General features: G+C 70.3%; 25 protein-coding genes and 1 tRNA gene. 15 read left to right on the top strand and 11 right to left on the bottom strand.

The features are described 5' to 3' along the window. Positions 1-811: 811 nt before the first annotated feature. Positions 812-3,649 carry a pyruvate dehydrogenase (acetyl-transferring), homodimeric type gene (gene aceE, locus KBI5_RS04795; protein ID WP_011437442.1) on the bottom strand — a complete coding sequence of 946 codons (2,838 nt, stop codon included), beginning with the start codon at positions 3,647-3,649 and terminating at the stop codon, positions 812-814. A gap of 388 nt (positions 3,650-4,037) precedes the next feature. On the opposite strand from aceE, the gene KBI5_RS04790 reads away from it, so the two are divergent. Further along, a complete protein-coding gene (locus KBI5_RS04790; RefSeq protein WP_011437441.1) occupies positions 4,038-4,442 on the top strand; it encodes a secondary thiamine-phosphate synthase enzyme YjbQ in 405 nt (134 codons plus the stop codon). 219 nt (positions 4,443-4,661) lie between these two features. Beyond that, positions 4,662-5,099, top strand: a complete 438-nt coding sequence (locus tag KBI5_RS04785) for a DUF3052 domain-containing protein (RefSeq protein ID WP_011437440.1) — start codon at positions 4,662-4,664, stop codon at positions 5,097-5,099. A 316-nt stretch (positions 5,100-5,415) separates the two neighbouring features. Here KBI5_RS04785 and KBI5_RS04780 read toward each other — a convergent pair whose 3' ends face one another. Continuing rightward, positions 5,416-6,018: a DUF4234 domain-containing protein gene (locus KBI5_RS04780; RefSeq protein WP_232235024.1), complete on the bottom strand. Its 603-nt coding sequence runs from the start codon at positions 6,016-6,018 to the stop codon at positions 5,416-5,418. Between the two features lie 460 nt (positions 6,019-6,478). Between KBI5_RS04780 and KBI5_RS04770 the strand changes: the two genes are divergently transcribed. Both KBI5_RS04770 and KBI5_RS04765 read left to right on the top strand, forming a co-directional pair. After that, entirely contained in the window at positions 6,479-6,937 is a 459-nt protein-coding gene (locus tag KBI5_RS04770) for a peroxiredoxin (protein ID WP_011437438.1), read from the top strand. Between the two features lie 101 nt (positions 6,938-7,038). Then, positions 7,039-7,110: transfer RNA gene (locus KBI5_RS04765), tRNA-Val, on the top strand. A gap of 187 nt (positions 7,111-7,297) precedes the next feature. On the opposite strand, the gene KBI5_RS27570 is transcribed toward KBI5_RS04765, so the two are convergent. From KBI5_RS27570 to KBI5_RS04750, 3 genes are all read right to left on the bottom strand, one after another. Beyond that, complete coding sequence (locus tag KBI5_RS27570; protein ID WP_241882656.1) at positions 7,298-7,888, bottom strand: hypothetical protein; 591 nt, start codon at positions 7,886-7,888, stop codon at positions 7,298-7,300. A 345-nt stretch (positions 7,889-8,233) separates the two neighbouring features. Beyond that, the gene (locus KBI5_RS04755) at positions 8,234-8,818 is read right to left on the bottom strand and encodes a GNAT family N-acetyltransferase (protein ID WP_011437436.1); all 585 of its coding nucleotides are present in this window, start codon (positions 8,816-8,818) and stop codon (positions 8,234-8,236) included. Further along, entirely contained in the window at positions 8,818-10,131 is a 1,314-nt protein-coding gene (locus tag KBI5_RS04750) for a hypothetical protein (RefSeq protein WP_011437435.1), read from the bottom strand. Before KBI5_RS04750 ends, KBI5_RS04755 begins: the two co-directional genes overlap by 1 nt. A 162-nt stretch (positions 10,132-10,293) precedes the next feature. Here KBI5_RS04750 and KBI5_RS25805 point away from each other — a divergent pair, with 162 nt between their 5' ends. From KBI5_RS25805 to KBI5_RS04730, 5 genes are all read left to right on the top strand, one after another. Continuing rightward, positions 10,294-10,773 (top strand): hypothetical protein, encoded by a 480-nt coding sequence (locus KBI5_RS25805; RefSeq protein ID WP_023841280.1) that lies wholly within the window; start codon positions 10,294-10,296, stop codon positions 10,771-10,773. Between the two features lie 195 nt (positions 10,774-10,968). Then, positions 10,969-11,181, top strand: a complete 213-nt coding sequence (locus KBI5_RS04740; RefSeq protein WP_011437433.1) for a DUF397 domain-containing protein — start codon at positions 10,969-10,971, stop codon at positions 11,179-11,181. 54 nt (positions 11,182-11,235) lie between these two features. Beyond that, the gene (locus KBI5_RS04735; protein ID WP_011437432.1) at positions 11,236-11,697 is read left to right on the top strand and encodes a radical SAM protein; all 462 of its coding nucleotides are present in this window, start codon (positions 11,236-11,238) and stop codon (positions 11,695-11,697) included. Between the two features lie 190 nt (positions 11,698-11,887). Further along, positions 11,888-12,127: a hypothetical protein gene (locus KBI5_RS26840; RefSeq protein ID WP_198030986.1), complete on the top strand. Its 240-nt coding sequence runs from the start codon at positions 11,888-11,890 to the stop codon at positions 12,125-12,127. A 7-nt stretch (positions 12,128-12,134) separates the two neighbouring features. Next, entirely contained in the window at positions 12,135-12,983 is an 849-nt protein-coding gene (locus KBI5_RS04730; RefSeq protein WP_011437430.1) for a hypothetical protein, read from the top strand. On the opposite strand, the gene KBI5_RS26120 is transcribed toward KBI5_RS04730, so the two are convergent. Continuing rightward, the gene (locus KBI5_RS26120; protein ID WP_157902429.1) at positions 12,920-14,140 is read right to left on the bottom strand and encodes a hypothetical protein; all 1,221 of its coding nucleotides are present in this window, start codon (positions 14,138-14,140) and stop codon (positions 12,920-12,922) included. The two genes, KBI5_RS04730 and KBI5_RS26120, sit on opposite strands and share 64 nt — an antisense overlap. 489 nt (positions 14,141-14,629) lie before the next feature. Here KBI5_RS26120 and KBI5_RS04715 point away from each other — a divergent pair, with 489 nt between their 5' ends. Beyond that, positions 14,630-16,540, top strand: a complete 1,911-nt coding sequence (locus KBI5_RS04715; protein ID WP_085014419.1) for an acyl-CoA dehydrogenase family protein — start codon at positions 14,630-14,632, stop codon at positions 16,538-16,540. A 68-nt stretch (positions 16,541-16,608) separates the two neighbouring features. Here the strand turns inward: KBI5_RS04715 and KBI5_RS04710 are convergent, their stop codons facing one another. Next, the gene (locus tag KBI5_RS04710; RefSeq protein ID WP_011437426.1) at positions 16,609-17,031 is read right to left on the bottom strand and encodes a MarR family transcriptional regulator; all 423 of its coding nucleotides are present in this window, start codon (positions 17,029-17,031) and stop codon (positions 16,609-16,611) included. Positions 17,032-17,118: 87 nt separating this feature from the next. Here KBI5_RS04710 and KBI5_RS04705 point away from each other — a divergent pair, with 87 nt between their 5' ends. Continuing rightward, complete coding sequence (locus KBI5_RS04705) at positions 17,119-17,931, top strand: alpha/beta hydrolase (protein WP_085014418.1); 813 nt, start codon at positions 17,119-17,121, stop codon at positions 17,929-17,931. Positions 17,932-18,022: 91 nt separating this feature from the next. On the opposite strand, the gene KBI5_RS04700 is transcribed toward KBI5_RS04705, so the two are convergent. Together KBI5_RS04700 and KBI5_RS26835 are read right to left on the bottom strand one after the other, a co-directional pair. Beyond that, entirely contained in the window at positions 18,023-18,439 is a 417-nt protein-coding gene (locus KBI5_RS04700; RefSeq protein ID WP_011437424.1) for a Dabb family protein, read from the bottom strand. Next, a complete protein-coding gene (locus KBI5_RS26835; protein WP_162238922.1) occupies positions 18,436-18,603 on the bottom strand; it encodes a hypothetical protein in 168 nt (55 codons plus the stop codon). The genes KBI5_RS04700 and KBI5_RS26835 overlap by 4 nt, the downstream gene beginning before the upstream one ends. Between KBI5_RS26835 and KBI5_RS04695 the strand changes: the two genes are divergently transcribed. The 3 genes from KBI5_RS04695 (at position 18,554) to KBI5_RS04685 (ending at position 23,840) form a co-directional block, all read left to right on the top strand. After that, positions 18,554-21,406, top strand: coding sequence for a LuxR family transcriptional regulator (locus KBI5_RS04695; RefSeq protein ID WP_083494706.1), 2,853 nt, complete (start codon positions 18,554-18,556; stop codon positions 21,404-21,406). The two genes, KBI5_RS26835 and KBI5_RS04695, sit on opposite strands and share 50 nt — an antisense overlap. A gap of 99 nt (positions 21,407-21,505) precedes the next feature. Continuing rightward, positions 21,506-22,807, top strand: a complete 1,302-nt coding sequence (locus tag KBI5_RS04690; protein WP_085014417.1) for a YncE family protein — start codon at positions 21,506-21,508, stop codon at positions 22,805-22,807. A 163-nt stretch (positions 22,808-22,970) separates the two neighbouring features. Next, the gene (locus tag KBI5_RS04685; RefSeq protein WP_235186994.1) at positions 22,971-23,840 is read left to right on the top strand and encodes a MurR/RpiR family transcriptional regulator; all 870 of its coding nucleotides are present in this window, start codon (positions 22,971-22,973) and stop codon (positions 23,838-23,840) included. A gap of 127 nt (positions 23,841-23,967) precedes the next feature. Here the strand turns inward: KBI5_RS04685 and KBI5_RS04680 are convergent, their stop codons facing one another. After that, the gene (locus KBI5_RS04680) at positions 23,968-24,681 is read right to left on the bottom strand and encodes a VIT family protein (RefSeq protein WP_023840787.1); all 714 of its coding nucleotides are present in this window, start codon (positions 24,679-24,681) and stop codon (positions 23,968-23,970) included. 248 nt (positions 24,682-24,929) lie between these two features. Here KBI5_RS04680 and KBI5_RS04675 point away from each other — a divergent pair, with 248 nt between their 5' ends. Then, entirely contained in the window at positions 24,930-25,553 is a 624-nt protein-coding gene (locus KBI5_RS04675) for a hypothetical protein (protein ID WP_235186995.1), read from the top strand. Between the two features lie 146 nt (positions 25,554-25,699). Here KBI5_RS04675 and KBI5_RS27280 read toward each other — a convergent pair. Continuing rightward, a partial coding sequence (locus KBI5_RS27280; RefSeq protein ID WP_206745241.1) for a hypothetical protein occupies positions 25,700-25,882 on the bottom strand: 183 nt, incomplete at its 5' end.

Here is a 25,882-nt window from a genome sequence, read left to right as displayed (position 1 = left end):
ACGGGGGCCGGGAGTACGTGCCGGAGGGCTTCGCCGCCGGCGGTTTCACAGCTGGTAACGCCGCGTGACCAACCTTTGGACATCACCCTCGAGAGACTAGTGTCCGCGGCGGCGATGCGGAACTCAACGCGTCATCAAGTGGAACATGGGGTACCGCGAAAGACCCGGGGCGTAACCGAATCGGGGACGGCGGTGGACCCCGATGAAGCCGAGCGCGGTGGAGTTCATCACGGACAGTGCCGATGCGCTGGGTAACTCCTCCGGGGGGTCCGGGCCGGGCCCGCCGGAACCGGGCGCGCCTGGATGCAGGGGGGCAACGCGGTGGGCCCGGAGAATGAAACCCGAGGTCGCGGGGCCGAGATCGGACGCCAAGGGGTTCGGTGCGCGGCCCGCTGCCCGGCCGGGGTGGCCCGGAGGTACCGATCCGAATGCGGTGGGCCGGATGGGCCGGATGGGCGGGCCTGGAGGCGATGGCCCGAACGCGGTGGGCCGGATGGGTCGGTCTGGAGGCGGTGATGCGGGCGCGGTGGGGCCGGACGGCCCGGCGGCTCCGGTGCCGTGGGATCCGGTCCGGCGGGTGCGGTGTGGTGGGCTCCATCGCGCGGGCCCCACCTTCCGGGCCCCACCTTCCGGACCCAGCCACCCGGGCTCCGCGCCGGGTGGGCCACGCGGGGGTCCGGTCCGGCACCGTGACCTCGGGCCCCGGCGCCGGGGAGCCCGCAGGTGGCTCCGTCGGCGCCGGGGAGGTCCCGGATGGCCCGAAGGCCTGGGCAATCCGGGACCTGAGTGGTCCGGGGCCTGAGTGGGTCGGTCAGCCCGAGATCGGCCGCTCGTCCTGCTCGGCGCCGGCCACGATCCTGATGCCGGCCACGATCGCCTCGGGCCCGTCCAGGCCGGCCTTGTCGGCACGCAACCCGAATCGCCTGATCGCGTCCCCGACCGTGGTGGCCTTGACCTCACCGGCCCGGACGAGGGCTTCCAGGGTCGCGACGACGATCGACTCGGCGTCGACCTTGAAGTGCCGGCGCAGGGCGGCCCGAGTGTCGGAACGGCCGTACCCGTCGGTGCCCAGCGAGGTGAACGGCTGCGGAACCCACCGGGAGATCTGGTCGGGCACCGCGCGCATCCAGTCGGAGACCGCCACGACCGGGCCGGCGGCCCCTTCGAGGGCACGGGTCACGTACGGCACGGCGTCGTCGGCCTCGGGGTTGAGCAGGTTGGCGCGGTCGCAGTCGAGCGCATCTCGCCGAAGCTCGTTCCACGAGGTCACCGACCACAGGTCGGCGGCGACCCCGAAGTCGGCGGCAAGGATCTCCTGCGCCGCCAGCGCCCAGTGGATGGAAGTCCCGCTGGCCAGCAGTTGCGCCCGCGGCGGGGAGCCCACGCCGGCCCCCGCCGCCGGAAGCCCGCCGGCCAGGTCCTCAGCCGAGCGGAACCGGTACATCCCGGAGATGATCTGCGCCGGGTCGAGACCCGCGGGCTCGGCAGGCTGCGGCACCGGCTCGTTGTAGACAGTGAGGTAGTAGAAGACGTTGTCGTCCCGCTCGCCGTACATTCGGTCGAGCGCGTCCCGGACGATGTGTGTCAGCTCGAAGGCGAAGGCGGGGTCGTAGGCCACGCAGGCCGGGTTAGTCGACGCCAGGAGCAGGGAGTGGCCGTCCTGGTGCTGCAGGCCCTCGCCGTTGAGAGTGGTCCGACCGGCGGTCGCCCCGAGCAGGAACCCGCGGCCGAGCTGGTCGCCGAGCGCCCACATCTGGTCGCCGGTGCGCTGGAAGCCGAACATCGAGTAGAAGACGTAGACCGGGATCATGTGCTGCGCGTGGGTGGCGTACGCCGTGCCAGCGGCGATCACCGAGCCCATCGACCCGGCCTCGCTGATGCCCTCGTGCAGCATCTGACCGGTCTCGGACTCCTGGTAGGACAGCAGCAGTTCGCGGTCGACGGCCTCGTAGCGCTGCCCGTGCGGCGAGTAGATCTTCGCCGTCGGGAACATCGCGTCCATGCCGAAGGTGCGGGCCTCGTCGGGGATGACCGGCACGAAGCGCGCGCCCATCTCCTTGGTCTTCATGAGGTCCTTCAGCAGCCGGACGAAGGCCATCGTCGTGGCGACGGGCTGTTTGCCGGAGCCCTTCCGGAGTTCGTCGAAGATCTTCGCTGGCGGTTGGGGGAGCGGCTTGGCCCGCACGACCCGACGCGGGATCGACCCACCGAGCGCGGCCCGGCGTTCCCGCATGTACGCGATTTCCTCAGAGTCCGGCCCCGGGTGGCAGTAGGGCGGCAGGTCACCCGACAGGGCCGAGTCCGGGATCTCCAGATAGAGCCGGTCGCGGAACTCCTTGAGCTCGCTCTTGGTCAGCTTCTTCATCTGGTGGGTGGCGTTGCGGGCCTCGAAGTCCTTGCCCAGGGTCCAGCCCTTGATGGTGTGCGCGAGGATGACCGTGGGCTGGCCCGCGTGCTCGGTCGCCGCCTTGTAGGCCGCGTAGAGCTTGCGGTAGTCGTGGCCACCGCGGGAGAGCTTGCGCAGATCGTCGTCGGAGAGGTCCGCGACCATCCGGCGCAGCCGGGCGTCCGAGCCGAAGAAGTGCTCCCGGATGTATTCGCCCGACGACGTCGAGTAGGTCTGGAACTGCCCGTCCGGCGTGGTGTTCATGCGGTTTACCAGCACGCCGTCGGTGTCCTTGGCCAGCAGCGGGTCCCAGTCGCGGCCCCAGACCACCTTGATGACGTTCCAGCCGGCGCCCCGGAACAGCGACTCCAGCTCCTGCATGATCTTGCCGTTGCCGCGGACCGGGCCGTCGAGGCGCTGCAGGTTGCAGTTGACCACGAAGATGAGGTTGTCGAGCTCCTCGCGGGCGGCCACGCCCAGCGCGCCGATTGACTCCGGCTCGTCCATCTCGCCGTCGCCGAGGAACGCCCACACCCGGCTGCCCGAGGTGTCCTTGATCTGGCGGTTGAGCAGGTAGCGGTTGAACCGGGCCTGGTAGATGGCGCCGATCGGCCCGAGTCCCATCGAAACCGTGGGGAACTCCCAGAAATCAGGCATGAGCCGAGGGTGAGGGTAGGACGACAGGCCGCCCGACTCGCCCTCGCGCCGGAAGGCGTCGAGCTGCTTCTCCGTCAGCCGGCCTTCCAGGAAGGCGCGGGCGTAGATGCCCGGGGACGCGTGACCCTGAATAAAGATCTGGTCACCCGAGGCACTTCCCGGCGAGGAACTGAGATGGTCCTTGCCGCGGAAGAAATGGTTGAAGCCCACCTCGTAGAGGCTCGCGCTTGAGGCGTAGGTCGCGATGTGACCGCCGACATTGAACGCGGGGCGGTTGGCGCGGCTCACCATGATGGCCGCGTTCCACCGGATATAGGCCCGGATGCGGCGTTCGATGTGCTCGTTGCCGGGGAACCAGGGCTCCCGCTCCGGGCTGATGGTGTTGATGTAGTCGGTGCTGGTGAGACCGGGAACACCGACCGCCTTCTCCCGGGCCCGTTCGAGGAGCTTCAACATGAGGAAGCGGGCCCGGCCGCGGCCGGACTCCTCGATGACGGCGTCGAGCGACTCCAGCCACTCGCTGGTCTCGGAGGGATCGATATCCGGCAGCTGACTCGGTAGCCCATCGGTGATGACCGAGAACTTCCGGGGTGTGTCCTGCGCCACGCCTTCTCCTGCTCCTCGAGCTTCCCGGGGCCGTCACGACCATGCGAAARGGTCCTGATCGTATGACCGTCGGCCCAGTGGTCACTTTCGCAACGTACCGGGGTGGAAACATGCATGATCAATGCGCCGCCGCATCCCGGCCGCTCGCTCATCCCATACGACGCCTGTGCTCTGGGTGATGGCCGACCCTCGGTGGCCGAGAGGGGGGTCACCCGGAGAACGGGCCTGTCATGGACCATCGTGCTCTATCGCAGCTGCCTCGTCACGTACGTCTTGTTACTTCCGGGTCGGGACCTGGGCGATGTGCGGTGCGTTGTTGGCATGTCGTCCGTAGTGCGGCCGATGCCGGGCCCCGCCGTGGTGGACAATCACCCTGATGGAGGCCCGGATGAAGACGACGACGCTGTCCGTGCGCACCGGCCGGCGAGAAAGTGTGGTGGACCTCACACCCGATGCGCGGCGGTTCCTTGCCGGTTCCGGTGATGGGTTGCTGTCGGTCTTCGTGCCGCATGCCACGGCCGGCGTGGCCATCTTCGAGTTGGGCTCCGGTAGTGATGCCGACCTGCTCGCGGCGCTCGCGGATCTGCTCCCCGCCGACGGCAGATGGCGCCACGCACATGGAACGCTCGGTCACGGCCGCTCGCATGTGATGCCGGCCATCATCCCGCCCTCGTTGACGGTCCCGGTGATCGACGGCCGCCTCGCGCTCGGGGTCTGGCAGTCCATTGCGCTGGTGGACCTCAACGTGGACAACCCCGATCGAACGGTCCGGATGTCGTTCCTGGCGGGATGATTCCGCTCTCTCCGGGGTACTGGCGGGGAGTCACATCAGGCTGACCACGCCGTCGCTTGTCCACAACCGACGGCGTGGCACTTGCGCAGTCACCGGAAGGTCCGGTGGACTAGGTCGAGGCGCACCGATCGATGAGGATCATCATTGGATGCGTCCACCGAGACGGGACGCCCTCGCGGCTACGCGGAGCGTCGACATACGAGCAGGAGGTAGTGGAGGGTGAGTCCGACCGCGGCGAACGCCGAGGGTCAGCGCCGAGCGGAGCGGCTGGGAGTCTCCGCCGGGACCCAGGTGCAGTCGCTCAACGAGGACGACGACATCGCCCAGGACCTGCTGGACGCCGTCACGAGCGCCAGCGGGACCGAGCTTGTCCCCGAGGACTCCGACGACGTCGTCGACATCGTCCTGCTGTGGTGGCGGGAGGATGACGGGGACCTGGCGAACGCCCTCATCGACGCACGGCGGCAGCTGTCCGACGACGGCGTGATCTGGCTGCTGACGCCCAAGGCCGGGCGTGCCGGCCATGTCGAGCCGAGTGACGTGCTGGACGCGGTGCCCACCGCGGGTCTCGTCCAGACCAGCACGTTGAGCGTCGCCCAGGAGTGGTCCGGCCAGCGGCTGGCGGCGCCGAAGTCGCAGCGGGTGCGTCACCGCTGACCCAGGGTGCCCGGTCCGGCCCAGCTGGGCCTGGCCGGTCCGGGCCCGGCCGGGCCTGGTCGGTTCGGCCGGGCCTGGTCGGTTCGGGCCGGTTCCCCCGGTTTCGGGGTCCGGGTCGAGGCAGGCGCGCACCGCCGTGCTCGCGTGCCTCCGGGACGTACGCGGGGTGTATGGGCGTCTCTCGCCGCCGTGGGCGTCTCTCGCCGCCGTGGGCGTCTCTCGCCGCCGTGGGCGTCTCTCGCCGCCGTGGGCGTCTCTCGCCGCCGTGGGCGGCGCTCCAGGTGGGCCGGGCGGCGGGCGGTCACCGGTAGGGCGGTCACCGGTAGAGCGGCACCTGCTGGCCCTCGACCGCCCCGGGGTAGCGGTCCCAGATGCGGTTGATTCCGAACTGCAGGACCAGCGCGCCGCCGCCGATGAGGAAGAGAGCGAAGGCCAGGACCGGATTCGTCTCGGCTACCCCGGCCGCACGCTGGGCGTCGCGGACGCGGGTGCCGAGCCGCCAAGCCGCGACGAACGGCGGGACGATGATTACCCAGCCGATCAGGAAGGCCAGCAGCGACAGCGTCGGGTTCACCTCGATGCGCCGGTCATACTCGGCGAGTTCCTTGTTCGTCCGGTAGATCCAGACGAACGGGTAGACACCCAGGGTGATCAGAGGAAGACCCAGCCACACCGCGAAGGGGTTACGCCTCCTCCCGAGTAGGCCGGACCCCTGGAACGTGTCGGGGGAACCAGGTGGTCCGGCCAGACCCGGTGTCCCGTAGTCGGGGGTGGCGGGGTAGCCTTGCTGCGGTTCGTGGCCGGTCAGAGACTCACGAAACGCATAGATCGGAAATCCGCCGGTGGATGTGCCCGGCCCGTCGATCGGGTGGGGTTCCCGGGCGGGGTATCCGTGCGGGGTGGAACTCTGATTGGTCAACGTGGCCCTGTCCTCATCGGTGTCCATACCAGTGGTGGCCGCGGGRCACGGCACCATGCCCCCACGCATGTCCGGCGGGTGCGGCTCCCGCGTCGATCGGCCAGACTAGGGCACTCTGGCCTCGAAAACCCGCGCACCCGCCGCATCGGGGTCACCGGACCGGGAAGGACACCCTTCGTCCCGATCCGATCGCCGTGATCTGATTGTCGAGCATGCGTGTGAACGTCCAGGTCGGGTGCGGTTCCAGGCGGTACGGCGGAGATCCGGAAGGTCGTGTAGGGCACGCCGCGGATGGGTGGCCAGCTTCGAGGTAGCCGGCAATGGCATGCTGGATCGGGACATCCATGCCGATCGGTGAGTACCTTCGCCGGATCTGGCGCGGGGCCCGCCGCYGTAGTGATCACCCGTTGTGGTCACCGGTCCCTGATCAGTTCCCCACCGTTGTGGAGAGGAAGAGCCCATGGCCGTCGAGGTTGGCTCCGTCGCCCCGGACTTCTCGCTGAAGGACCAGAACAACGAGGTTGTCACGCTGTCCGAGTTCCAGGGTAAGCGCAACGTGGTCCTGTTGTTCTACCCGTTGACCTTCACCGGCGTCTGCCAGGGCGAGCTGTGCTCCGTGCGGGACGATCTCGCTTCGTTCCAGAACGACGACGTCCAGGTGCTGGCCGTGTCGGTCGACTCGCCGTTCGCCCACAAGGTCTGGGCCGACCAGCAGGGCTACGAGTTCCCGCTGCTCGCCGACTTCTGGCCGCACGGCGCCGTCGCGAGCGCGTACGGCGTCTTCAACGCGGAGCGGGGCATCTCCCTGCGGGGCACCTTCGTCATCGACAAGGAGGGTGTTGTCCGCTGGAAGGTCGTCAACAACATCCCCGACGCGCGGGACCAGGCCGAGTACCTCAAGGCGCTCGCCATCCTCTAAGATCGTCCTTGCGGGAGCCGGCCTGCGTCTGGGGRGTCGTGGAGGGCCGGCTCCCGCCGGGGCTCGCCGCTGCGTAGTCTTAGTCGGCCTCGTCATCTCCCGGGCGCGTAGCTCAGCGGGAGAGCGCTCGCCTTACAAGCGAGTGGTCGCAGGTTCGATCCCTGCCGCGCCCACGGGCTGGTTCCGCATGCTTGTTGATCTGCGATCAACTGCGCCAGCAGCCGCGATGCTAGTCGGGGGACGACCCCCCGAACCCCCCGACGGGGCGCCTCTGGCGCCTCTGGGGCCGGGAAATCCGACCGTTTGTAGCAACCCGGTGTAGCACGCCTGCCGGGCCGCCGTCGGGGGGAGTGGGGCATCTCAGCCGCCGATCAGATGATCGTCGAGACGGGTGAGCGCGGCGCGCTTGGCCGCCACCTCGCCGCGAACGGCGGCCCGGCCGACCCGGCCGAGTTGGAACGCTCCCACGTCGAAGCCTTCCTGGCGGACTACGCGGCCACCCACGCCCCGGCAACCGTGTCCCTCGTCTTCCGGGCGTTGCAGCAGTTCGGCCAGTGGCTCGCCGAGGAAGAGGATCTCGACCGGTCGCCGCTCGACCGGATGCGCCCGCCCGTCGTCCCCGAACAGCCGGTGCCCGTTCTCACCGACGATCAGATCCGGACTTTGCTCGCCGGCTGTGCCTGCCGGGACCTGGTGTCCCGCCGCGACGAGGCGATCATCCGCCTGTTCATGGACACCGGTGCGCGTCGCGCCGAGATCGCGAACCTCACCGTCGAAGACGTCGACTTCACCCAGGACGTGATCCACATCGTGGCGAAGGGCCGCCGGGCCCRTGCCGTCCCGTTCGGGACGGGCCAGCGACCCCGGGAGGCCGGGCCGGCACACCACGCACGGAGAATGGGCAGCATGAAGATTCGGCTCGAAGGCAGCGACCGTGCTCGCCGAGGTCATGGATGTGATCAGGGTGTCGTCCCCGGAGGGGGACCGTCGGTACAGCGCCGTCCGGATGCACCTCGAAGTGCGGCTTCGGGCTGGCGGCCGCGGCGAGGCGGAGGACCCGGCCGCGTAAAGCCTGTTCGACACGCTCCGCCAGGCCACGGAGGCGRTCCGGTCTGTGTGCGCCGACCGTGGATGTTGACCTTCCCGGCTCCGCGAAGGTCAACATCGGCCACCCGGGGGTTCTTTCGCAGTTCCTTCGCACTTCTTTCGCAGCGAGGGAAGGCGGGCCGACCGCGGGTGTTCTGAGCGATCTTATGGCCATCCATACGATCACATGCGGCCTCCCGGTTCGGCCGCTCAGCCTGTGTCGGCGGGGGCGCTGGCCTGCCGGCGAGCGGCCCAGTCGTGGCGGGTGATCGCGTAGATGTTCCGGGGTCTCCCGCCCCGGTCTACCGGACCTTCGGCCAGAGCGAGGCCGAGCTTCTCCGCGACACGGATCGAGGCCGCGTTCTCCGGGTGGATGATGCTGATCAGCCGCTCCCGGGCCAACACCTCGAAGGCATACTCCAGGGCCGCAGCGCCGCCTTCGGTAGCGAGGCCCTCGCCCCACCGTTCCCGGCGGATGGTCCAGGCCACCTCGGTGCCGGGCCAGCCGTACTCCTCGTACAGCCCCACCCGGCCCACGAACTCGCCGGTCGTCCGGTCATGCGCGAGCCACATCCCGAACCCCTGCAACGCCCAGTGCCCCACCTGGAAAGCGAACATTCGCCAGACCGCGCCCTCGTCTGCCGGTGAACCGGTGTACGCGCTCATATCCGGGTGGGCTGCCATCGCCGTGTACGCCGGGATGTCCACGGCTGTCCAGCCGCTGAGGCTCAGCCGGCGGGTTGTCACGGTCGGCACGTAGACCTGGGGCGTGGGCTCGGCCAGTTCCAACGTCATCAGCCCATCAAAGCGGGACGCGGGGCGGTAGTGAGCTGTTCCCGGAAAGAGGTCACCTCCGGCACCGAGCCGTACCCGGAGAGATCGTTGACGAGGCGGCAGGCGCGCGTAACGACGGTGTGCGTAGGCCGGTCCGCTACCAGCTCCAATGCGCGGCTGCCAAGCATCGCGGCTTCCGCCGGGTCCGGACGCTCACGGCGAAGCAGAGTAGTCGCCAGGACCATAAGGGCATGGCCGTGGTCCTCGAAGCCTGTGGCCCGGCCGCTATCGAACGCCTCGACAGCCTGACGCGCGAGCGGCTCGGCCTCCGTACCAGCACCCAGCCGGGCGAGCAGCCCGGCGGTGAACCAGTCGGCGTTCGCTCGGCCGAACGGGGAACTCCCCGGCCGTGGTTGTGTCTCGATGACGGCCGCATTCATGCGTGCGAGCGCCTCCCGCGTGGCCGTCGGGTCGCCGAACGCGGCGTAGGCGCGGGCCTCGTAGGCGAACAGGCGGGCCCGGGTGTAGGGGTGATCCGCGACTGCCCCAGCCTTACGGACGATCTTCGCCGCCTCGTCGTACTGCTGCCTGTAGAAGCACAGAGTGGAGTCCATCGCGGCAACAGACGCCGTCAGCACATCGTCATCGATCTGTTCGGCGTGGTCCCGGGCTTGGATCACGAGTTGCTGGGATGCGTCCTGGTCGCCCATGTTGAAGGCAAGCCGGGCGAGCATGTAAGCGGACAACCCAGCCACACGGGTCAACTTCGCGTGTGCGCGTGGCTTGACCCCGGATTCGATGTGCTTCTCCGCAGACTGCCAGGTCCTGAACACCTCGGGCGCGAGCGCGTCGTGAGGCGTGCTCGTGAAGGCGGCTGCGTGACGGTCCACCGCCCCATCAAGGCTGGCGAGGGTCAGCGCATCAGGACCGAGCCGCGCGCGCCGCCGATAGGTGTCGGCTGCAAGGGCCGCGGTGAGCTCGAAGAACGTTCGCCTGTCCGTCCCCCTCACCTCCCCTTCCGACTCTGCGGCCTGCGGCTCGGGGATATCTACCCCCGCCGCGGCGGTCAACTCGGTCAGCCGTACCGCCTTCTGCGCCGCGCGGATTCGTTCACCGAGGTCGGTTAGCTCGCTGCGGGTGCCGAACACCTGGTCGTACGCCTGGAGGATGTCGCGGGTCGGGAGCCGGCCGCGGTTGCGGATGGCGGAGGCGTTCTTCCGGTTGTGGGTGGTGCGTTTCTCCAGCTCAGTGCCTGTAAGGCCCTTCTCGGCCTGGAGCTGGCAGAACCGTTCGGCCAACTGCGCCTTCAGTGCCTCGACCCCATCAGCGTGCACGACGTTTCCCCTCGGCCGTCGGTGCGCCATGGGTGAGACATTTTTTCCCACCCATGGGACAGAAGATCTCACCCTCCCATCGAGGTGTCACGCGCTGTGTGATGGGTCGTGCGCGGAGGGACACGCGCCGGCCACCTTCCCGGACCAGCAGAGGAGCGCATCGTGACTTCCCCCATGCGGGCGCCAGGCGGGTCCGCCGGCCGGATGCCCTCCGCCTGCCACCGGGTCCGCCTTGGCCTGCCCCTCACCGCCGCGGGGCGTTCCCTGGCCGGGCAGGGCCCCGTGGCCGGGGCGGGAGGAGGGCCAGCCGCAGACGCGAGCGGCGGCCCCCTCCCGCCCCTCCCCACCCGGACACCGCAGGCCGTGTGGGATGCTGCGGTGGCTGACCCGGACGGGCCGCTGCGAACCCGGGTCGTCCGTGGGGTCAGGGTCGCTGAGGCTCGCCGGGCACCAGTCGACCCCGAGGGCGACCGGCTGTGGACGGTGGTCGTCCTCGACCACGACGACGACCCGGTAGGGACTGTCCTCGGCTTCCCCTCGCTGGACGCGGCCGACGACTACGCCGCGCGACACCCGGACATTCTGCGCTGGGTGTCGGTGCCGTCCCGGCCGGCGATCCCCGCCGGACTGCCCGGCCCCTGAGACGAGGGGCCGCCTCGTCGTCCACAAACCTGGCGGTCTCCTCCCGCACGGCCCTTCCACCCGAGGTGGGGCGCCTGTCGGATACAGGCGTCCCGGATTCCGGCCTGCGGGTGGGAGGCCCCACGTTCCCCGTCTGCCCCGGCGCCGACCCGCTCCGCCGCGGCAGGCGGGCCCCACCATGAGAGGACCCGTCCCGTGCAGCCGTCCAGCTTGGCCCCGGCCGACGTGACATCGCCGTGGCGCCGCCCGTCACGGATGAACCGGAACGCGGTCGACGTGGTCGAGGTAGCCCGCGGGGAGCACCGGGTCCTGATCCGCTCGTCCCTCGGCCCCCCGATAAGGATCACGCCGCAGGCGTGGGCCGATCTCGTCGCCGCGGTGAAACGCGGCGAGTACGACGACCTCTGATCGCGCCGCCGGGTAGCCGCCCGGAGGTAAACCTCAACGCGAGGGAGCACGATCATGACTGTTGTTGCTGAGGCCCCGACGTTCTTATGGCTGGAGATCACCGGCCGGTGCCAGCTCGCATGCGGCCACTGCTACGCGGACTCGTCGCCGCTCGGGGACCACGGGACGATGAGTGCGGCCGACTGGCGTGCGGTGATCGACGCCGCGGCCGAGCTCGGTGTGGGGATGGTGCAGCTGATCGGAGGGGAACCGACGCTGCACCCCGGCCTGGCCGGCCTGGTCGGCCATGCGCTGGCCGCCGGACTACAGGTGGAGATCTACACGAACCTGCTGCACGTCACGGCCGCCCTGTGGAAGGTCTTCACCCTGCCCGGGGTGCGGCTGGCGACCAGCTACACTACGCGGCCGACCCAGCCGGCCATGAGACGGTCACGGGCCGGCCGGGCTCGCATGCCCGGACCCGCGCGAACATCGCCGAAGCGGTCCGCCGCTCGGTACCGCTGCGTGTCGGCCTGATCGACACCGGTGCGGGTGCGGACATCGACGCCGCACACGCCGACCTGGTCGCCCTCGGGGTCACCGACACCGGCCGCGACCAGGCCCGCGGATTCGGTCGTGCCGCGCCGGCCGGCGTCGACGTGGCCGACACGTGCGGGGGCTGCGGGCACGGCACTGCCGCGGTTCTGCCGGATGGCACGGTGTCTCCGTGTGTGTTCACCCGCCATGCGGTCGCGGCAACGTCCGGCGGACCGGGCTCGGCGCGATCCTGGCCGGGGAGGCGTTCGGCGCCCAGGTCGAGGCGCTCGACCAGGCCCGCCGGCATGTCGGAGTGCCGATGGCGTGCAAACCGAACCCGAAGTGCGCCCCGGCGTCGTCGTGCGCCCCGTCCTGCACCCCGTCCGATACCGGTAACAAGGGGTCGAACTGCCAGCCGAAGGGGAAGTGAGCAGGCGATGAGGTGGGTGCCGGTCCGGGTCGACGACGCCTGGATGGGGTCGGTCTGGCGTGACGGCGCTGCACAGCTCGGGGTGCAGCCGCAGGGCGCGCCGGCCCTCAGCGCGTCCGGGAACGTCATCGGCGGGCCGGTCACCCACCGCGGAGAGACGGCGTGGCTGCGGGTCGCCCCGTTCCTCGAAGACGCCATGGACGTGGAGCCGTGGCACGGTACCCGCGACGCCGGGCCCCTGACCGGGATCTGTAAACCGACGCTGCTCGACAGCGCCGAATGGACCCACCCCGACCCTGTGCCGGTGCCGGTCTGCGCCGAGCTGATGACCTACGTGCCGGACCCGCCCGCCACACCCGGGGATCAGTACCTGGGGCGGCCGCTCGACCTGTCCTCGGCGTGGCTGGCGGACCTGCGTGCATCGTTGGACGCGCTCTCCCGGCAGCCGACCGGGCGGGAGATCTGGGGAAACCGGATCGACCGGTACACCAACCTGCTGCACGCCGTGTTCGGTCGTCCTGCACCGGCCGATGCCGTGCCAGGGTGGGGCAGCACCGAACATCTCGACCTGCACTGGGGCAACGTCACCGTCCCGAACCTGATGATCCTGGACTGGGAGCACTGGGGCACCAACGTCGCCGGCTACGGCGCGGCCCGGTTGTACTGCACCGCCCTGGCCGTCCCTGACGTTGCCTCCCGGATCTACACCACGTTCGCGGACGTGTTGTCGAGCCCGTCCGGCCGGTACGCGATCCTCGTCAACGCCGCCGACATCCTCTCCGACTTCACCCACTACCGGGACGAGGTCGGGCTCTGCCCCGCCCTCCACCGGGTCGCCGCGGAGATCCTGTCCTGATGGCGCCGGAACAGTGGCGGGCTCATGCCCGCGCCCTGGCCGGCCAGGTGACGCATCCCGGCTCCCGCTGGCACGAGCAGATCGCCGACACCCCGCGGCATCTGCTCGTGCCGTCCTGGTGGGAACGTGACGGCGGAGCATGGATGCTGCGCCGGGGTCAGCTCGCCGGCGCCTACACGGACCGGTCGCTGGTGACCCGCGCCGGGCCGGCGCACGCCGACCACGCCAGCGCCAGTGACCGGCCCGAGGGGTGTCCGATGCCCGTTCATGCGCTGGCGCGGATCCCATCCGGGTGGCACCGGGGGCAAGGGGTGCCGCGGGGCCGGCCGGTGTCCGTCCGGTACGACGGGTTGGCCTGCATGACGGCCGGGGAGTGACCGGCGTCCCCACCGCAGGAGCCACACCACGCAGGCAGGCCCGTGCTGGCCGTACGGGGCGTGGGCGCAGACCATCCACGCCGTCCATCCCGGTTCGGCGGTGTGCGTGGCTGCTGGGCGGCATTCCGGGCACGTCCCGTCCGGGTGGAACGTGGCCGTCGGGTGGGTGAGGCACACCAGCTTCGACGGGTCACCGGCCGGACCGGACGCTGTGACCCGGGCCTGCTCAGCCTCGAAGGCGCGGGCGGTCTCCTTCCGGCGCAGCGGGCGTCCACCCGGGTTCATGTCGACCGGCCACCCCGTAGCAGGGTCGATGTCCAGGCCGGTCATGCCACGCGGCTCGTGGATCGTCGCGTTCGGGTCGAAGCCGCGCCGCGGCCGGCTGTGGGCRCTGCCCGCACGCGGCGGGACGAACGTCTCCAGGAACCGTGTGGGCGCCGTCTCGACCGCTGTCCGCAGGTAGGCCACCGGATCCGACACAGGCCGCGGTGTGCCGTCCTTCGCCCGCAGGACCATCGCCACCCCCTTGCCGGCAAGGTCCCGGTCGATCGTCTGCCCGGTCACCGCACGGACCAGGTCGATCAGCGTCTGGACCAGGTCGGCACCGGCGGGTACGGCGGGAGCTGACTCCCCGCCTGCCTTGCTGCCTGTGGTGGAGCTGGCCGCGCTGGGGTCGGGAGAGGGCAGCGAGGGGCGGGGATCCGGCGGGTCGTCCTCCGCGGTGCTGGCCTCGATCSGGTCGGGCGGGGTGGTTTCTGCCCTGTGGTTGGGGTTATCCACATACGGACGTTCCGCTGACGGACCATCCGAAACCGGTAGTTCCGCTGGCGTGTTCGCATCACCACTCTCTGGCATGGCCCGGACCGCCAACGGAGCCCAGATCACCCGACCACCTGGACCCGGAACCCGTCTCCGAACGAGATGCCCGGAGGATTCAAGCTCCTTGAGAGCGGCGGCAACGACCCGCCGACCCCAGCCCCGGAACTCGCGCTCGACAGCGTCCGCGTTGACGGTGGCCAAGTACTCGGGTGTGTGGGAGAGAAGCCAGATCAGGATCATCCGCGCGTACCCGCTCAGCGTTGGGTGGCTGATGATCGTGTTGGGGATGGGGGTCCAGCAGCCCCGATCTACACCGCTCGGTGGGGCTCACCCAGCTCGTGCGGATGGGCGCGGTGCGGGTAGGAGTACGGGTAGGCAGGGACTGCATACCGCTGACGGACTGCATACCGCTGACGGACGGGATGCCGCTCACGGACGGGGAGGCGAGACATGGCGCAGGTGGGAGAACGGGAAGCGCGCAGGGTCGCCGAGGCGGCCCGGGAGGCCGAGTGGCGGCTTCCCTCGTTTGGCAAGGAGCTTTTCCTCGGTCATCTCCGGCTCGATCTGATCTCCCCGCACCCGCGGCCGAAGGAGGGCGACCGGCGGCGGGGGGAGGCGTTCCTGGCCCAGCTCGAGTCGTTCCTGCGGGAAACGGTGGACCCGTTGCAGATCGAGCGGGACGGGCGGCTGCCCGAGCAGGTGATCGACGGGCTGCGGCGGATAGGCGCCCTCGGCATGAAGATCCCCGAGGAGTACGGCGGACTCGGGTTGACCACCGTGTACTACAACAGGGCGCTTGAACTGTCCAGCTCGTGGCATTCGAGCCTGCCCACGCTGCTCTCGGCGCACCAGTCGATCGGCGTGGCCGAGCCGGTCCTGGGGTTCGGTACCGAGGAGCAGAAGCGGACGTATCTGCCGAAGGTGGCCCGCGAGGAGATCAGCGCGTTCCTGCTGACCGAGCCCGATGTGGGCAGCGACCCGGCCCGGATGAGCAGCCAGGCGGTGCCGGTCGAGGGCGGCGCCGCCTACGAGCTGAGCGGCCGCAAGCTGTGGACCACCAACGGTGTGATCGCCGATCGGCTGGTGGTCATGGCGGTCGTCCCGCGCTCGGCCGGTCATCGCGGTGGCATCACGTGTTTCATCGTCGACGCCCACGCACCCGGCGTGAAGGTGGAGCACCGCAACGAGTTCATGGGTCTGCGCGGCATCGAGAACGGGGTGACCAGCTTCGAGCGGGTCCGGGTCCCGGCCGCGGACCGCCTCGGGCGGGAAGGCGATGGGCTCAAGATTGCCCTGACGACGCTGAACACCGGCCGCCTCGCCCTGCCGGCGACCTGCGTGGGCGGCGCCAAGTACGCGCTGCGCATCGCCCGGGAATGGTCGCGGGACCGCGTCCAGTGGGGCCGGCCCATCGGCCAGCACGACGCCATCGCCCAGAAGATCGCGTTCACGGCCGCCACCACGTTCGGGCTGGAGGCGATGCTGGAGCTGTCCGGCCTGATGGCCGACGAGGGACGCGGGGACATCCGGATCGAGGCTGCCCTGGCCAAGCTGTATGCCAGCGAGATSGCCTGGCTGATCGCCGATGAGCTGGTCCAGATCCGCGGCGGCCGCGGGTACGAGACCGCCCAGTCCCTGGCCAACCGGGGGGAACGACCGGTACCGGCCGAGCAGATGCTACGCGATCTGCGCATCAATCGGATCTTCGAAGGCTCCACCGAGATCATGCGGTTGCTCATCGCGCGGGAGGCCGTGGACACCCACCTCGCGGTGGCCGGCGACATCATTTCCCCGGACGCGCCGGTCGCGGCGAAGGCCCGCAGCGCCGGACGGGCGGCTGCCTTCTACGGCCGCTGGCTGCCCGGCCTCGCCGTCGGCAGTGGGACGTCGCCGCGCTCGTTCCTCGAATTCGGCCGGCTCAGCACGCACCTGCGCTTCGTGGAGCGCTCGGCGCGCAAGCTCGCCCGGTCGACCTTCTACGGGATGGCTCGCTGGCAGGGCGGGCTGGAGAAGAAGCAGGCGTTCCTCGGGCGTCTCGTCGACATCGGCGCCGAACTGTTCGCCATCAGCGCGGCGGTCGTGCGGGCCCGGATGCTCGACGAGGAGGGCGAGCCGACCGCGACCGACCTGGCCGACCTGTTCTGCCGGCAGGCGCGACGCCGGGTCGAGGCGTCCTTCGCGGCGCTGTGGCGCAACGACGACGCCCGCAACTACACGGCGGCGCAGGAGGTGCTCGCGGGCCGCTTCAGCTGGGCCGAGTCCGGCGTGATGGACCCGAGCGGCGAAGGGCCGTTCCTCGCCGCGGAGCGGCAGCGGGCGGTCCCGACTCGACCGGCCGTCGACCTGCTCGCCGCGGGCTGACCATGTGCGCCTCGCGTGATCATGCCGGGCAGGCGGCGCGGCACCAGAGGGCTTGGGCCGGCCTTCCACTACGCGGTCGGGTCGGGCCCGAGGGCCGCGTCCAGGAGCGCGCCCAGCTGGTCGAGTTGGTCGGCCGACAGGGCGCGGAACGAGGAATCGAAGACGGCGTCCACGGCGTCCTGGCCGGCCGCGCGCAGCCGCGCGCCCTCCTCGGTGAGCCGGTGTCGCACGGCACGGCCCGGCCCCGGAACCCGCTCGATCAGCCCGCGGGCGGCCATCCGGGCCGCCAGGGAGCCGAAGGACTGGTCGGTTTGGAACGTCAGCACTGCGAGGTCGTGCAGCGATGCGTCCGGGTGCCGGTGCAGGTGACGCAGGGTGTCCCACTGCGCGAGTGAGAGTCCCAATGGTGCCAGCGCGCGGCTCAGCGCGCGGTGATGGCGGTACTGCAGGCGTTTGACGGACAAGGCGACGTCCGCGGTGCGGTATCTCACGGCCTGAGCCTAGCGCGTCGAGTAAGGTTGCTTGTATCATGAAGCTGATATAAGGTTACTTATATTCCTGTCAATAAGAGAGGAATCATGAGTACTCCGATCATGGCCGGCTCCCTCCGGCCCACCCACACCCACACCCACACCCACACGCTCCAGGTCGGCTCCGCGGGAGCGGTCGAGATCACCGTCCAGGACCGCGACCGCACCCGGCCGTTTCTGCTCCTGCACGGTGGAGGTGGCACGGTCACCATGACCGGCTTCGCCGATCTGCTCGCCGAGCGCACCCACTCCCGGGTACTGCTGCCCACTCACCCCGGCTTCGGCGGTACGCCGAAGGCCGAAGCGCTGACGGGAGTCATCGAGCTCGCCCGGATATATGTAGCGATGATCGAGCAACTCGACCTCACGGATGTGACCGTCGTCGGCAACTCCTTCGGTGGGTGRCTCGCTGCCGAGATCGCCTTGCAGCAGAGCCCCCGGGTCAGCGGCGTGGTGATCATCGACGGTATTGGTATTGACGTCGACGGCCATCCGATGCTCGATGTCCGCGGTCTCTCGCCTACTGAGATCCGGTCGTTCTCCTTCCATGACCCGAGCAAGATGCCTGCTTCGCCGGGTACCGGCGATGCCGGGCCGAGCCCGGATGTGCGAGCGCTGGTCGGGTACACGGGCCCGGTCATGTCGGACCCGACGCTGGCCGAGCGGCTGGGTGGTCTCGACATCCCAGCCCACGTTCTGTGGGGCGAAAGTGACGGCATCGTTGACCCGGAATACGGCAGGGCCTATGCCGCCGCGATCCCACTGTCGACGTTCACGCTGCTGCCCCGGTCCGGCCACCTGCCGCAGGTCGAGACGCCCGAGGAACTGCTTGGTGCACTGCTCGACGTGGGCAGTTACTGACATCCCAGCTGAACAAGGGAGAACCATCCATAGGTTCGGTGTTGGACGTCAGGGGCTCGGCGGGCCACGGTGTCTCGATTCGTCGGAGCGGTCAGTAGGCGTGCGTGCCGGGAGCGCTGCTGCCGGTGTAGGAGGCAAGACCGGATACCAGCTTCGCGAGGGCGGGGTCCTCCTCGTAGCGACGCTTGTGCAGGGCGGCGATCTTCTCGGCGATCTCCGGGTCCTTGTGGTCGGTGACGTCGAACGACACGAACGTGTCGACCAACGGGAGCCCGATCTCGTCGGTATGCCGGTGGGCGGGGTGCTTGAGGTACTCCCAGTATCCGTCGAGGTCCTCGATGACATAGGTCGCGCCCCACGCGAACTCGCCGCCGACGTCGCGGCCGACCACGAACGAGGTCACCGACGGGATGACACGACCTTGGTTGCGCAAGCTCTCGACCGCTTCTTCCACCTTGTCCGCCGGGGCGTCGGGGCGAAGGGTCATGCGGACCGTGTGGTAGATCATCGGGTGTCGTCCTTTCCTAGATGGGGTGAACGGATCAGCAGTGCCGCGGCGATCGCGCCCGCGAGGGCCGCGATCCCGGTCCAGGTGAAGGCTCCGGCGACGCCGGAGACCTCGATGCCGCCGCGAGCACGGTCGCCCGAGCGGCGCGCGTCGGGGACTCGCACAGGTGGCCCGTGGTCATGGACACCGGGACTCCCTCCGTCGAGTCGGGTAGTGGCTCGACACGAGGCTCGCACTGGTCCGGCACCGCCCGCGTCGGTGAAAACCACCTACATCGGCGCGCATACTGTTCCCGTTGTGGGGACACCGGTCCGGACGTTCGTCGGCAGGGGCGAGGAACGCCGCAGGCTCGAGGTGCTGGTCGCGGGCGCCAAGAACGGCGAGGGCGGGGTGCTGGTGCTCCGCGGCGAGGCCGGCATCGGCAAGAGCGCTCTGCTCGACCACCTGCGGCGCTCGGCGCAGGGGATGCGGGTCATCGAGGCGACCGGATCCCAGTTTGAGACCGAGCTCCCGTTCGCCGCGCTGCACCAGCTGTGCGTCCCGGCCCTGGGCGACCTCGCGGCACTACCCCCGCCGCACCGCGCGGCACTGGAGGCAGCGTTCGGCCTCGCCGACGGCACACCAGAGATGTTCCGCATCGGCATGGCGGCCCTGGAACTGCTGGTCACCGCGGCGGGGTCGGAACCGGTGCTGTGCCTCGTCGACGAGGCCCACTGGCTCGACGACGCATCGACACGGATACTGACGTTCCTCGCGCGGCGCATCTCGGCCGAACCGGTGGCGATGGTGCTAGCCGCACGGCACGGACTCGACGAGCTACCGAGCGTCGAGGTGACCGGGCTGGCCGACGACGACGCCCGCCGGCTGCTGGTGGACACCCGCGCCACGCTGGACGAGACCGTGCGGGACCGCGTGCTCGCCGAGGCCAGGGGCAACCCGCTCGCGCTACTCGAACTGCCCGGCGCCGGCGGCTTTGCCCTGCCCGACGCGTCCTCGGTGCCCAGCAGGGTCGAACGCAGTTTCCAGGATCGTCTCGTGCCCCTGCCCGAGGACGTGCGATTGCTGCTGACCGTGGCTAGCGCCGACCCGACCGGTGACCCCGGCCTGCTGTGGGCCGCCGCCGAACGACTCGGTGTCGGCCCGGCGGCCGGCGCGCACGCCGAGGCGTCCGGGCTGGTCGAGCTCGGCCCGCGCGTGCGGTTCTGCCACCCGCTCGCCAGGTCCGCGGTCTACCAGGCCGCCGCCGTCGAGGACCGCCACGCCGCGCACCAGGCGCTCACCGAGGTCACGGACCCGGAACGGGACCCCGACCGGCGGGCCTGGCATCGCGCGCAGGCCGGTGCCGGCCCCGACGAGGACACCGCCGCGGAACTGAACCGTTGCGCCACCCGTGCCGCGGCACGTGGGGGAGTGGCGGCTGCCGCGGCGTTCCTCGCGCGGGCCGCTGCCCTATCCCGTGACCCCGCGCGCCGCACCGAACGCACACTCGCGGCCGCGCAGGCCCACCTCGACTCCGGTGCACTCGACGCGGCGGACGGCCTGCTCACCGCGGTCACGGTGGACGGGACCGACCCCGTCGCGCTGGCCAGGGTGGAGCTGATGCGCGGGCGGATCACGTTCGTGCGCCGGCGCGACGGCGACGGTCCGGCGTTCATGCTGCGCGCGGCCCAGCGCCTCGCCGCGACCGACCCACGGTGGTCGCGGGACTGCTTTCTCGACGCCGTCGAGATGGCCCTGGTCGTCGGCCGGGCCAGCGGGGTCATGGACATGGTCGTCGAGGCAGCGCGCTCGGCGCCGCCGGCATCGGGCCCGCCGGACCTCCTGGACGCGCTGCTGCGGCTGGCGACGGAAGGACACCACGCGGCGGCGCGGCCGGTCCGCGAGATCCTCGCCTCCCGTCCACAGTGGACACGGCGACCGGCGCTCGCCGGGATGCTCGCCGTGGAGCTCTGGGACGCCGAGGCACACGGCGTGATCACCGACTGGGTGCTGGCCTCCGCCCGAGAGTCGGGGTCGCCGCTCACGCTCCGCCTCGGTCTTGGCATGGCGGCGGCCGGCGCGGTGCACACCGGTGACTTCGCCGCCGCCACGTCGGCGATCGCCGAGGAGGAGGCGGTGGCGGACGCGGTCGGGGTGGAGCCGCTGGCGTATCCGCAGCTGCACCTCGCCGCCTTGCGTGGCCGGGAGGCACAGGCGCGGGCGGTGATCGACAGTTTCACCGCCGAGGCGACCGCGAGCGGCACCGGGCAGACGATCGCCAACGCCGACTGGGCCACGGCCGTCCTGAGTAACGGCCTCACCGACTACCCGGCGGCACTTGCCGCCGCCGAGGCGGCCACCCAGCACGGCGACCTGTTCGTCGCCGCGATCGCCCTGCCGGAACTGGTCGAGGCCGCGGTCCGCTGCGGCGAGCACGAGGTGGCCCGGTCGGGTTCGGTATCGCTCACCGAACGCACCGAGGGCAGCGGCACACCGTGGGCGCTGGGCGTCGGCGCCTACACCCGCGCACTCGTCACCGGCGACGAGGACGACTTCGCCGCGGCCATAGGTCACCTCGAGAAGAGCCCGCTCGCCCCGTATCTGGCCAGGGCGCACCTGCTCTACGGCGAGTGGCTGCGCCGCCAGGGCAGGCGACGCGACGCCCGCCGGCAGCTTCGTACCGCCTACGACCGGTTCGCCGACATCGGCATGGCGGCCTTCACCGACCGCGCCGCCGCCGAGCTGCGTGCGGCCGGCGCCGACGTGCGCGGCCGCACGTCGGGCAACACCGACGACCTCACCGCGCAGGAGACCCACATCGCCCGCCTGGTCGCGGACGGCGCCACGTCAAAGGAGGTCGCGGCACGGCTGTTCATCAGCCCCCGCACCGTCGACGCCCACCTGCGCAATATCTTCCGCAAGCTCGGCATCACGTCCCGTCGCCAGCTCCGGGACCTGCCCGCACTGCGTACCCCCACCGCCAGATGAGTGTGAGCGTGCCGCGTACCGCGGAGTCCTGGTGGGTCGAGCTGGACGGCCGCGCCGTCGATCGTGGCTTCGCCCGCTCAGGCCTTCTACTCTGGCCGCATGCCGGAGGGGTCGACAGCGCAGCGCCGCCAGCCGGGGACCAGGTCCCGGCGGCGTGGTCTGATCATGTTGGCCGGGTTGGCGGCCCTGGTGGTCGCACTGCTGGTGGTGTGGCTGATCCGGGTCAGGAGCGACCAGGCTACGGGGGCCGGTGCCGCCCGCCCGCCGGGTTCCGTTCCCGCGCCGGGCCGGGGAGCCGACTCTGCCCTGCCCCGTGGCGATGGCGGCGTCGTGGACGTGTACGCGCACGCGCGTGCCGGGATGCTGAGCCCGGTGGTCCGCGACGATCCGCCTCTCGTGTACGTCCCGAACCTGCGCGACGGCACCGTCACGGTCATCGACCAGCGCACGCTGCGGGTCGTGGACACCTACGCCGCCGGCCGCGAGCCTCAGCATGTGGTCCCCTCCTGGGACCTGCGGACCCTGTGGGTGAACAACAACCGCGGCAACAGCCTGTCACCGATCGATCCGCGGACCGGTCGGCCCGCCGGGCCCGCGGTACCGGTCGCGGACCCGTACAACCTGTACTTCACCCCCGACGGGGCCAACGCGATGGTCATCGCCGAGGCGAACCACCACATCGACTTCCGTGATCCGCACACGTTCGCCCTACGGCACAGCCTGGACGTGGGCACGGCCTGCGCGGGCGTCAACCACGTCGACTTCTCCGTCGACGGCTCCTATGCGATCGCCACCTGCGAGTTCGCCGGACGACTCGTCAAGATCGACATCCCGCGTCAGCGGGTCATCGGATATCTGGACCTCGGCCGGGACGCCGCTCCACAGGACATCAAGATCGATCCGGCCGGCCGGATCTGGTACGTGGCGGACATGAACGCCGACGGTCTCCACCTCGTTGACGGGGATCGCTTCACCAGGGTCGGTTTCGTCCGGACCGGGCCGGAGACCCACGGCCTGTACCCGAGCCGCGACGGCCGATTCCTGTACGTCGCCAACCGGGGTGGCCACATGGACTCCATGAAACCGCCGTTCCCGCACTCCGGCGACCAGGGCTCGGTCTCGGTCATCTCCTTCGCCACCCGGACCGTCGTGGCCACCTGGCCGATCCCCGGTGGGGGAACCCCGGACATGGGCAACGTCGATGCCAACGGCTCGCGGCTGTGGCTGTCCGGCCGCCGCAGCAACGTCGTGTACGTGTTCGACACCGGCGGGCCCGGAGGTTCGGAGCCGAAGGCCGGCCGGCTGCTGGCTCGGATCCCCGTCGGCCGTGAGCCGCACGGTCTCGCGGTCTGGCCGCAACCCGGTCGCTACTCCCTCGGCCATACTGGGATCATGCGCTGAGGGTCGGACGAGCTCGGGGCCCCTCATCCTGGCCGGGAGCGACCGGGTTGACTGAAACGGATTTTCATGATCTCTTCTACTGTAGAAGATTCATTCTTGGTTTACCTTTGGGTATCTGACCGTTGCGCCTACGCGCTTAGCGTGACGTGTCGTGACTAGTGACGTGACTGTGAGGGTCGAGGGCGACGCTGCCGCGCCCGCCGTGTTGGAGCGCATTCGGGCTTTGTCGGCGTCGTTGTCGTCGGCGGAGCAGCGGGTGGCGCGGCAGGTCCTCGCGGACCCGGTTGCGATGATCCACCAGTCGGTGAGCGAGCTGGCGCAGGTGTCGGGAAGCTCGCCGGCGACGGTGGTGCGGTTCTGCCAGAGCCTGGGGCTTCGGGGCTATCAGGAACTCAAGCTGGCGCTGATCCGGGAGACGCTGCCGGTGGAGCGGCAGCTGGTGGACGAGGTGTCCGCGGCCGACGGCCCGGATGAGATTGCCGGGAAGGTGCTCGGCGGGGCGGCGAGTGCGCTGACCGAGGCGGCGCGGGGGATCGACGGTGGCGTGCTGGCGGCGATCGCCGACCTGGTCGTCGCCGCGCCGCGGACGTTGTTCGTGGCGGTGGGGACGTCGGCGCCGCTGGCGATGGATGCCGCCTACCGGCTGACCACGGTCGGGGTCGATGCGCGGTTCGCCGGGGATGCGCATGTGCAGCACGTCACCGCCCGGATGCTGGCGGCGGGTGATCTGTGCGTTGCGGTCAGCCACACCGGCTCGACGGCGGAGACACTGGCGGCGATGCGGGCGGCCGTGGACGCCGGGGCGCATACCGCCGCGATCACGAGCTTTGCCCGGTCACCGTTGACCGAGCTGGTGCGGCACGCGGTGGTGGTGGGCAGTCGGGAGACGGCGTATCGCATCGAGGCGATGACCAGCCGGATCGTGCACCTGTCGGTGCTCGACGCCCTGTTCGCCCTCGTGGTGGTGCGCAGCCCGCGCAGCCCTGGCGCGCTGGCGATGACCGCCGACGTGATCGTCGAACACCGGATGTAGCCGCCTACCAGACCCGGCGGCGCCGGTGCCGACGGTCCATGGTTCGCCCCCGCGTCCACCGAGGAACGGTATGAGCCCGCGGACCAGCGGTGGATCGGTGGTGGGCAAGGTATGTCCCGGCGGTCGGTCAGCCGCCGGCCGCATCGGTGATCAGACCGACCAGCGCGGTGACCAGCATGGCCGCGGCGCCGCCCAGCACGACGCGCAGGGTCGGACGCAGCAGCGCCATACCGGCGGCCCGCGCGGCGAGTATGCCCGCGACGGCGAGACCGATCACCGTAACCACGACGACGAGCATCAGGCGGCCCGCCCCCGCCGGGGCCGACATCCCGAGGAACGGCACCAGCCCGCCGGCCGTGAAGCTGCCCGCCGACGCGACGGCGGCCTGGACCGGGCGCGCCCGGGTGGCCTCACTCTGGCCGAGTTCGTCGCGCAGGTGCGCCTCCAGCGCACCCCGCTCGGTCAGTGTCACGGCGACCTGCGTGGCGAGGTCGCGCGGAAGGCCGCGCCGCTCGTAGATGCCGACCAGCTCGGCAAGCTCGGCCACCGGGTCGGCCGCCAGCTCCGCGCTCTCCTTGGCCCGGTCCGCGCGTTCCACGTCGGCCTGGGAGCTCACCGACACATACTCCCCGGCCGCCATCGACATCGCCCCCGCGGTCAGACCCGCGATCCCGGCGGTCAGGACCGCGCCGGTGGAGGCGCCGCTCGCGGCGACGCCGACGATGAGACTGGAGGTGGAGACCAGGCCGTCGTTCGCGCCGAGGACGGCCGCGCGCAGCCAGCCCGAACGGTTCGTGCTGTGCCGCTCCCGGTGCCGCCGCACCGCACCGAATGTCGCCATGGGGGCATTACAGCACGGTGTTGACGATCGGCATCGTCTCGGCGGCTGTGGCACAACTGTGACAATCACCCGTTCCACCAGGTGACCCGGCCTGTTCGCGCCCGGCCGAGATCGCGGCGATCAGCATGGCACACTCAACGGATCAAGAATCATCTCTGCCTGTTCCTCGAGGTAGACCGCTGGGAATCCGCTGATGAACGGCAATGATGGACAATCAAGGCTGACAGCGATCGCGCGACGTGGGATTGGTGACCTTGCCCCGACATCGTCCGATGCGGCCGGGACCGCGCACCTCGTACGAGGAGAGTTGGCTGGCCGGTGCGGAACTCGGTGAGGCGCTCACGCGCGGATGGCGTCCGCGGGCACAACCCGTGCAGATCGCGCTGGGTGCGGGTGAGGCCGTGCTGGCCCAGGCACCCGTCCGCGTCTGGCAGTACATCGGCCAGAACGTCACCTACAACCAGGGGTGGTTCGTCGCCTTCGGTAGTCCCCTTCTGCTCGGTGCGTCCCTGCTCGGCAGCGCCCTGTACAACGGCAGCCAGCGCAGGCGCGCCGAGGCGCTCGCCGCGGTCCAGTGGCGCCCTGTCTGCCAGGGGCATCTTTTTCTGACGAACTGGCGCCTCGCGCTGGCGCTCACGACCGGCTGGATCGATATCGGCTACCCGTACCTGCGGGCGTCCGGCGTGGACGGCGACAGCATGGTCATCATGCTTGCCGGCCAACCCCCCGTCCGACTGCAGGTGTGGCCGGCGCACTGGTTCTTCGTGCTCATGAGATTCCTCGCCTACGGCGAGATCGTCCGGATGGAAATTCCGTCCCACCTGCAACGAGCGGCTGCCCCTCGGGCCCTCGAACCTCCGTCTGGATCTTGAATCCCCGCCCGGACGGGGTCTGGAGAACGCCGGTGACGTCGCATGATCAGCGTCCTTCCCGGAGTGTGATCAGTGGGTACGCCCGATGGGTACGGCCGGCGGGTACCGGCGTCCGGATTTTTCCCGGGGGCTACCCCGCTAGCCCGCTACCCCGCTACCCTGCTGCCTCGTGCCGGGTCGGTACCGTGATGGCGTCCTCCGGGAAATGTTGGCGGGTATTCAAGCGTGATTCGGGTCAAGATAATGTTATTGATAAAAATATCTTTGAGATTTTCCTTCGAGTGGATTTCGGGGATATCCATGAGGCCTGCCTCGTGGATAATTTGTTT

Origin of the sequence: Frankia sp. KB5 (assembly GCF_002099325.1) — a bacterium.
GTDB lineage: Bacteria > Actinomycetota > Actinomycetes > Frankiales > Frankiaceae > Frankia > Frankia casuarinae.
Note: the sequence above shows the minus strand (reverse complement) of the source record. Positions and strands in the feature narration are given on the sequence as shown.

What these genes read in the sequence shown, in the direction of transcription:
- KBI5_RS04730 (WP_011437430.1), top strand. Translation starts at nt 12,135, where the DNA reads ATGAGGTGGGTGCCGGTCCGGGTCGACGACGCCTGGATGGGGTCGGTC.
- KBI5_RS04680 (WP_023840787.1), bottom strand. Translation starts at nt 24,681, where the DNA reads ATGGCGACATTCGGTGCGGTGCGGCGGCACCGGGAGCGGCACAGCACG.
- KBI5_RS04735 (WP_011437432.1), top strand. Translation starts at nt 11,236, where the DNA reads ATGACTGTTGTTGCTGAGGCCCCGACGTTCTTATGGCTGGAGATCACC.
- KBI5_RS04770 (WP_011437438.1), top strand. Translation starts at nt 6,479, where the DNA reads ATGGCCGTCGAGGTTGGCTCCGTCGCCCCGGACTTCTCGCTGAAGGAC.
- KBI5_RS04755 (WP_011437436.1), bottom strand. Translation starts at nt 8,818, where the DNA reads ATGACGTTGGAACTGGCCGAGCCCACGCCCCAGGTCTACGTGCCGACC.
- KBI5_RS04690 (WP_085014417.1), top strand. Translation starts at nt 21,506, where the DNA reads ATGCCGGAGGGGTCGACAGCGCAGCGCCGCCAGCCGGGGACCAGGTCC.
- KBI5_RS04790 (WP_011437441.1), top strand. Translation starts at nt 4,038, where the DNA reads ATGAAGACGACGACGCTGTCCGTGCGCACCGGCCGGCGAGAAAGTGTG.
- KBI5_RS04700 (WP_011437424.1), bottom strand. Translation starts at nt 18,439, where the DNA reads ATGATCTACCACACGGTCCGCATGACCCTTCGCCCCGACGCCCCGGCG.
- KBI5_RS04695 (WP_083494706.1), top strand. Translation starts at nt 18,554, where the DNA reads ATGCCGCCGCGAGCACGGTCGCCCGAGCGGCGCGCGTCGGGGACTCGC.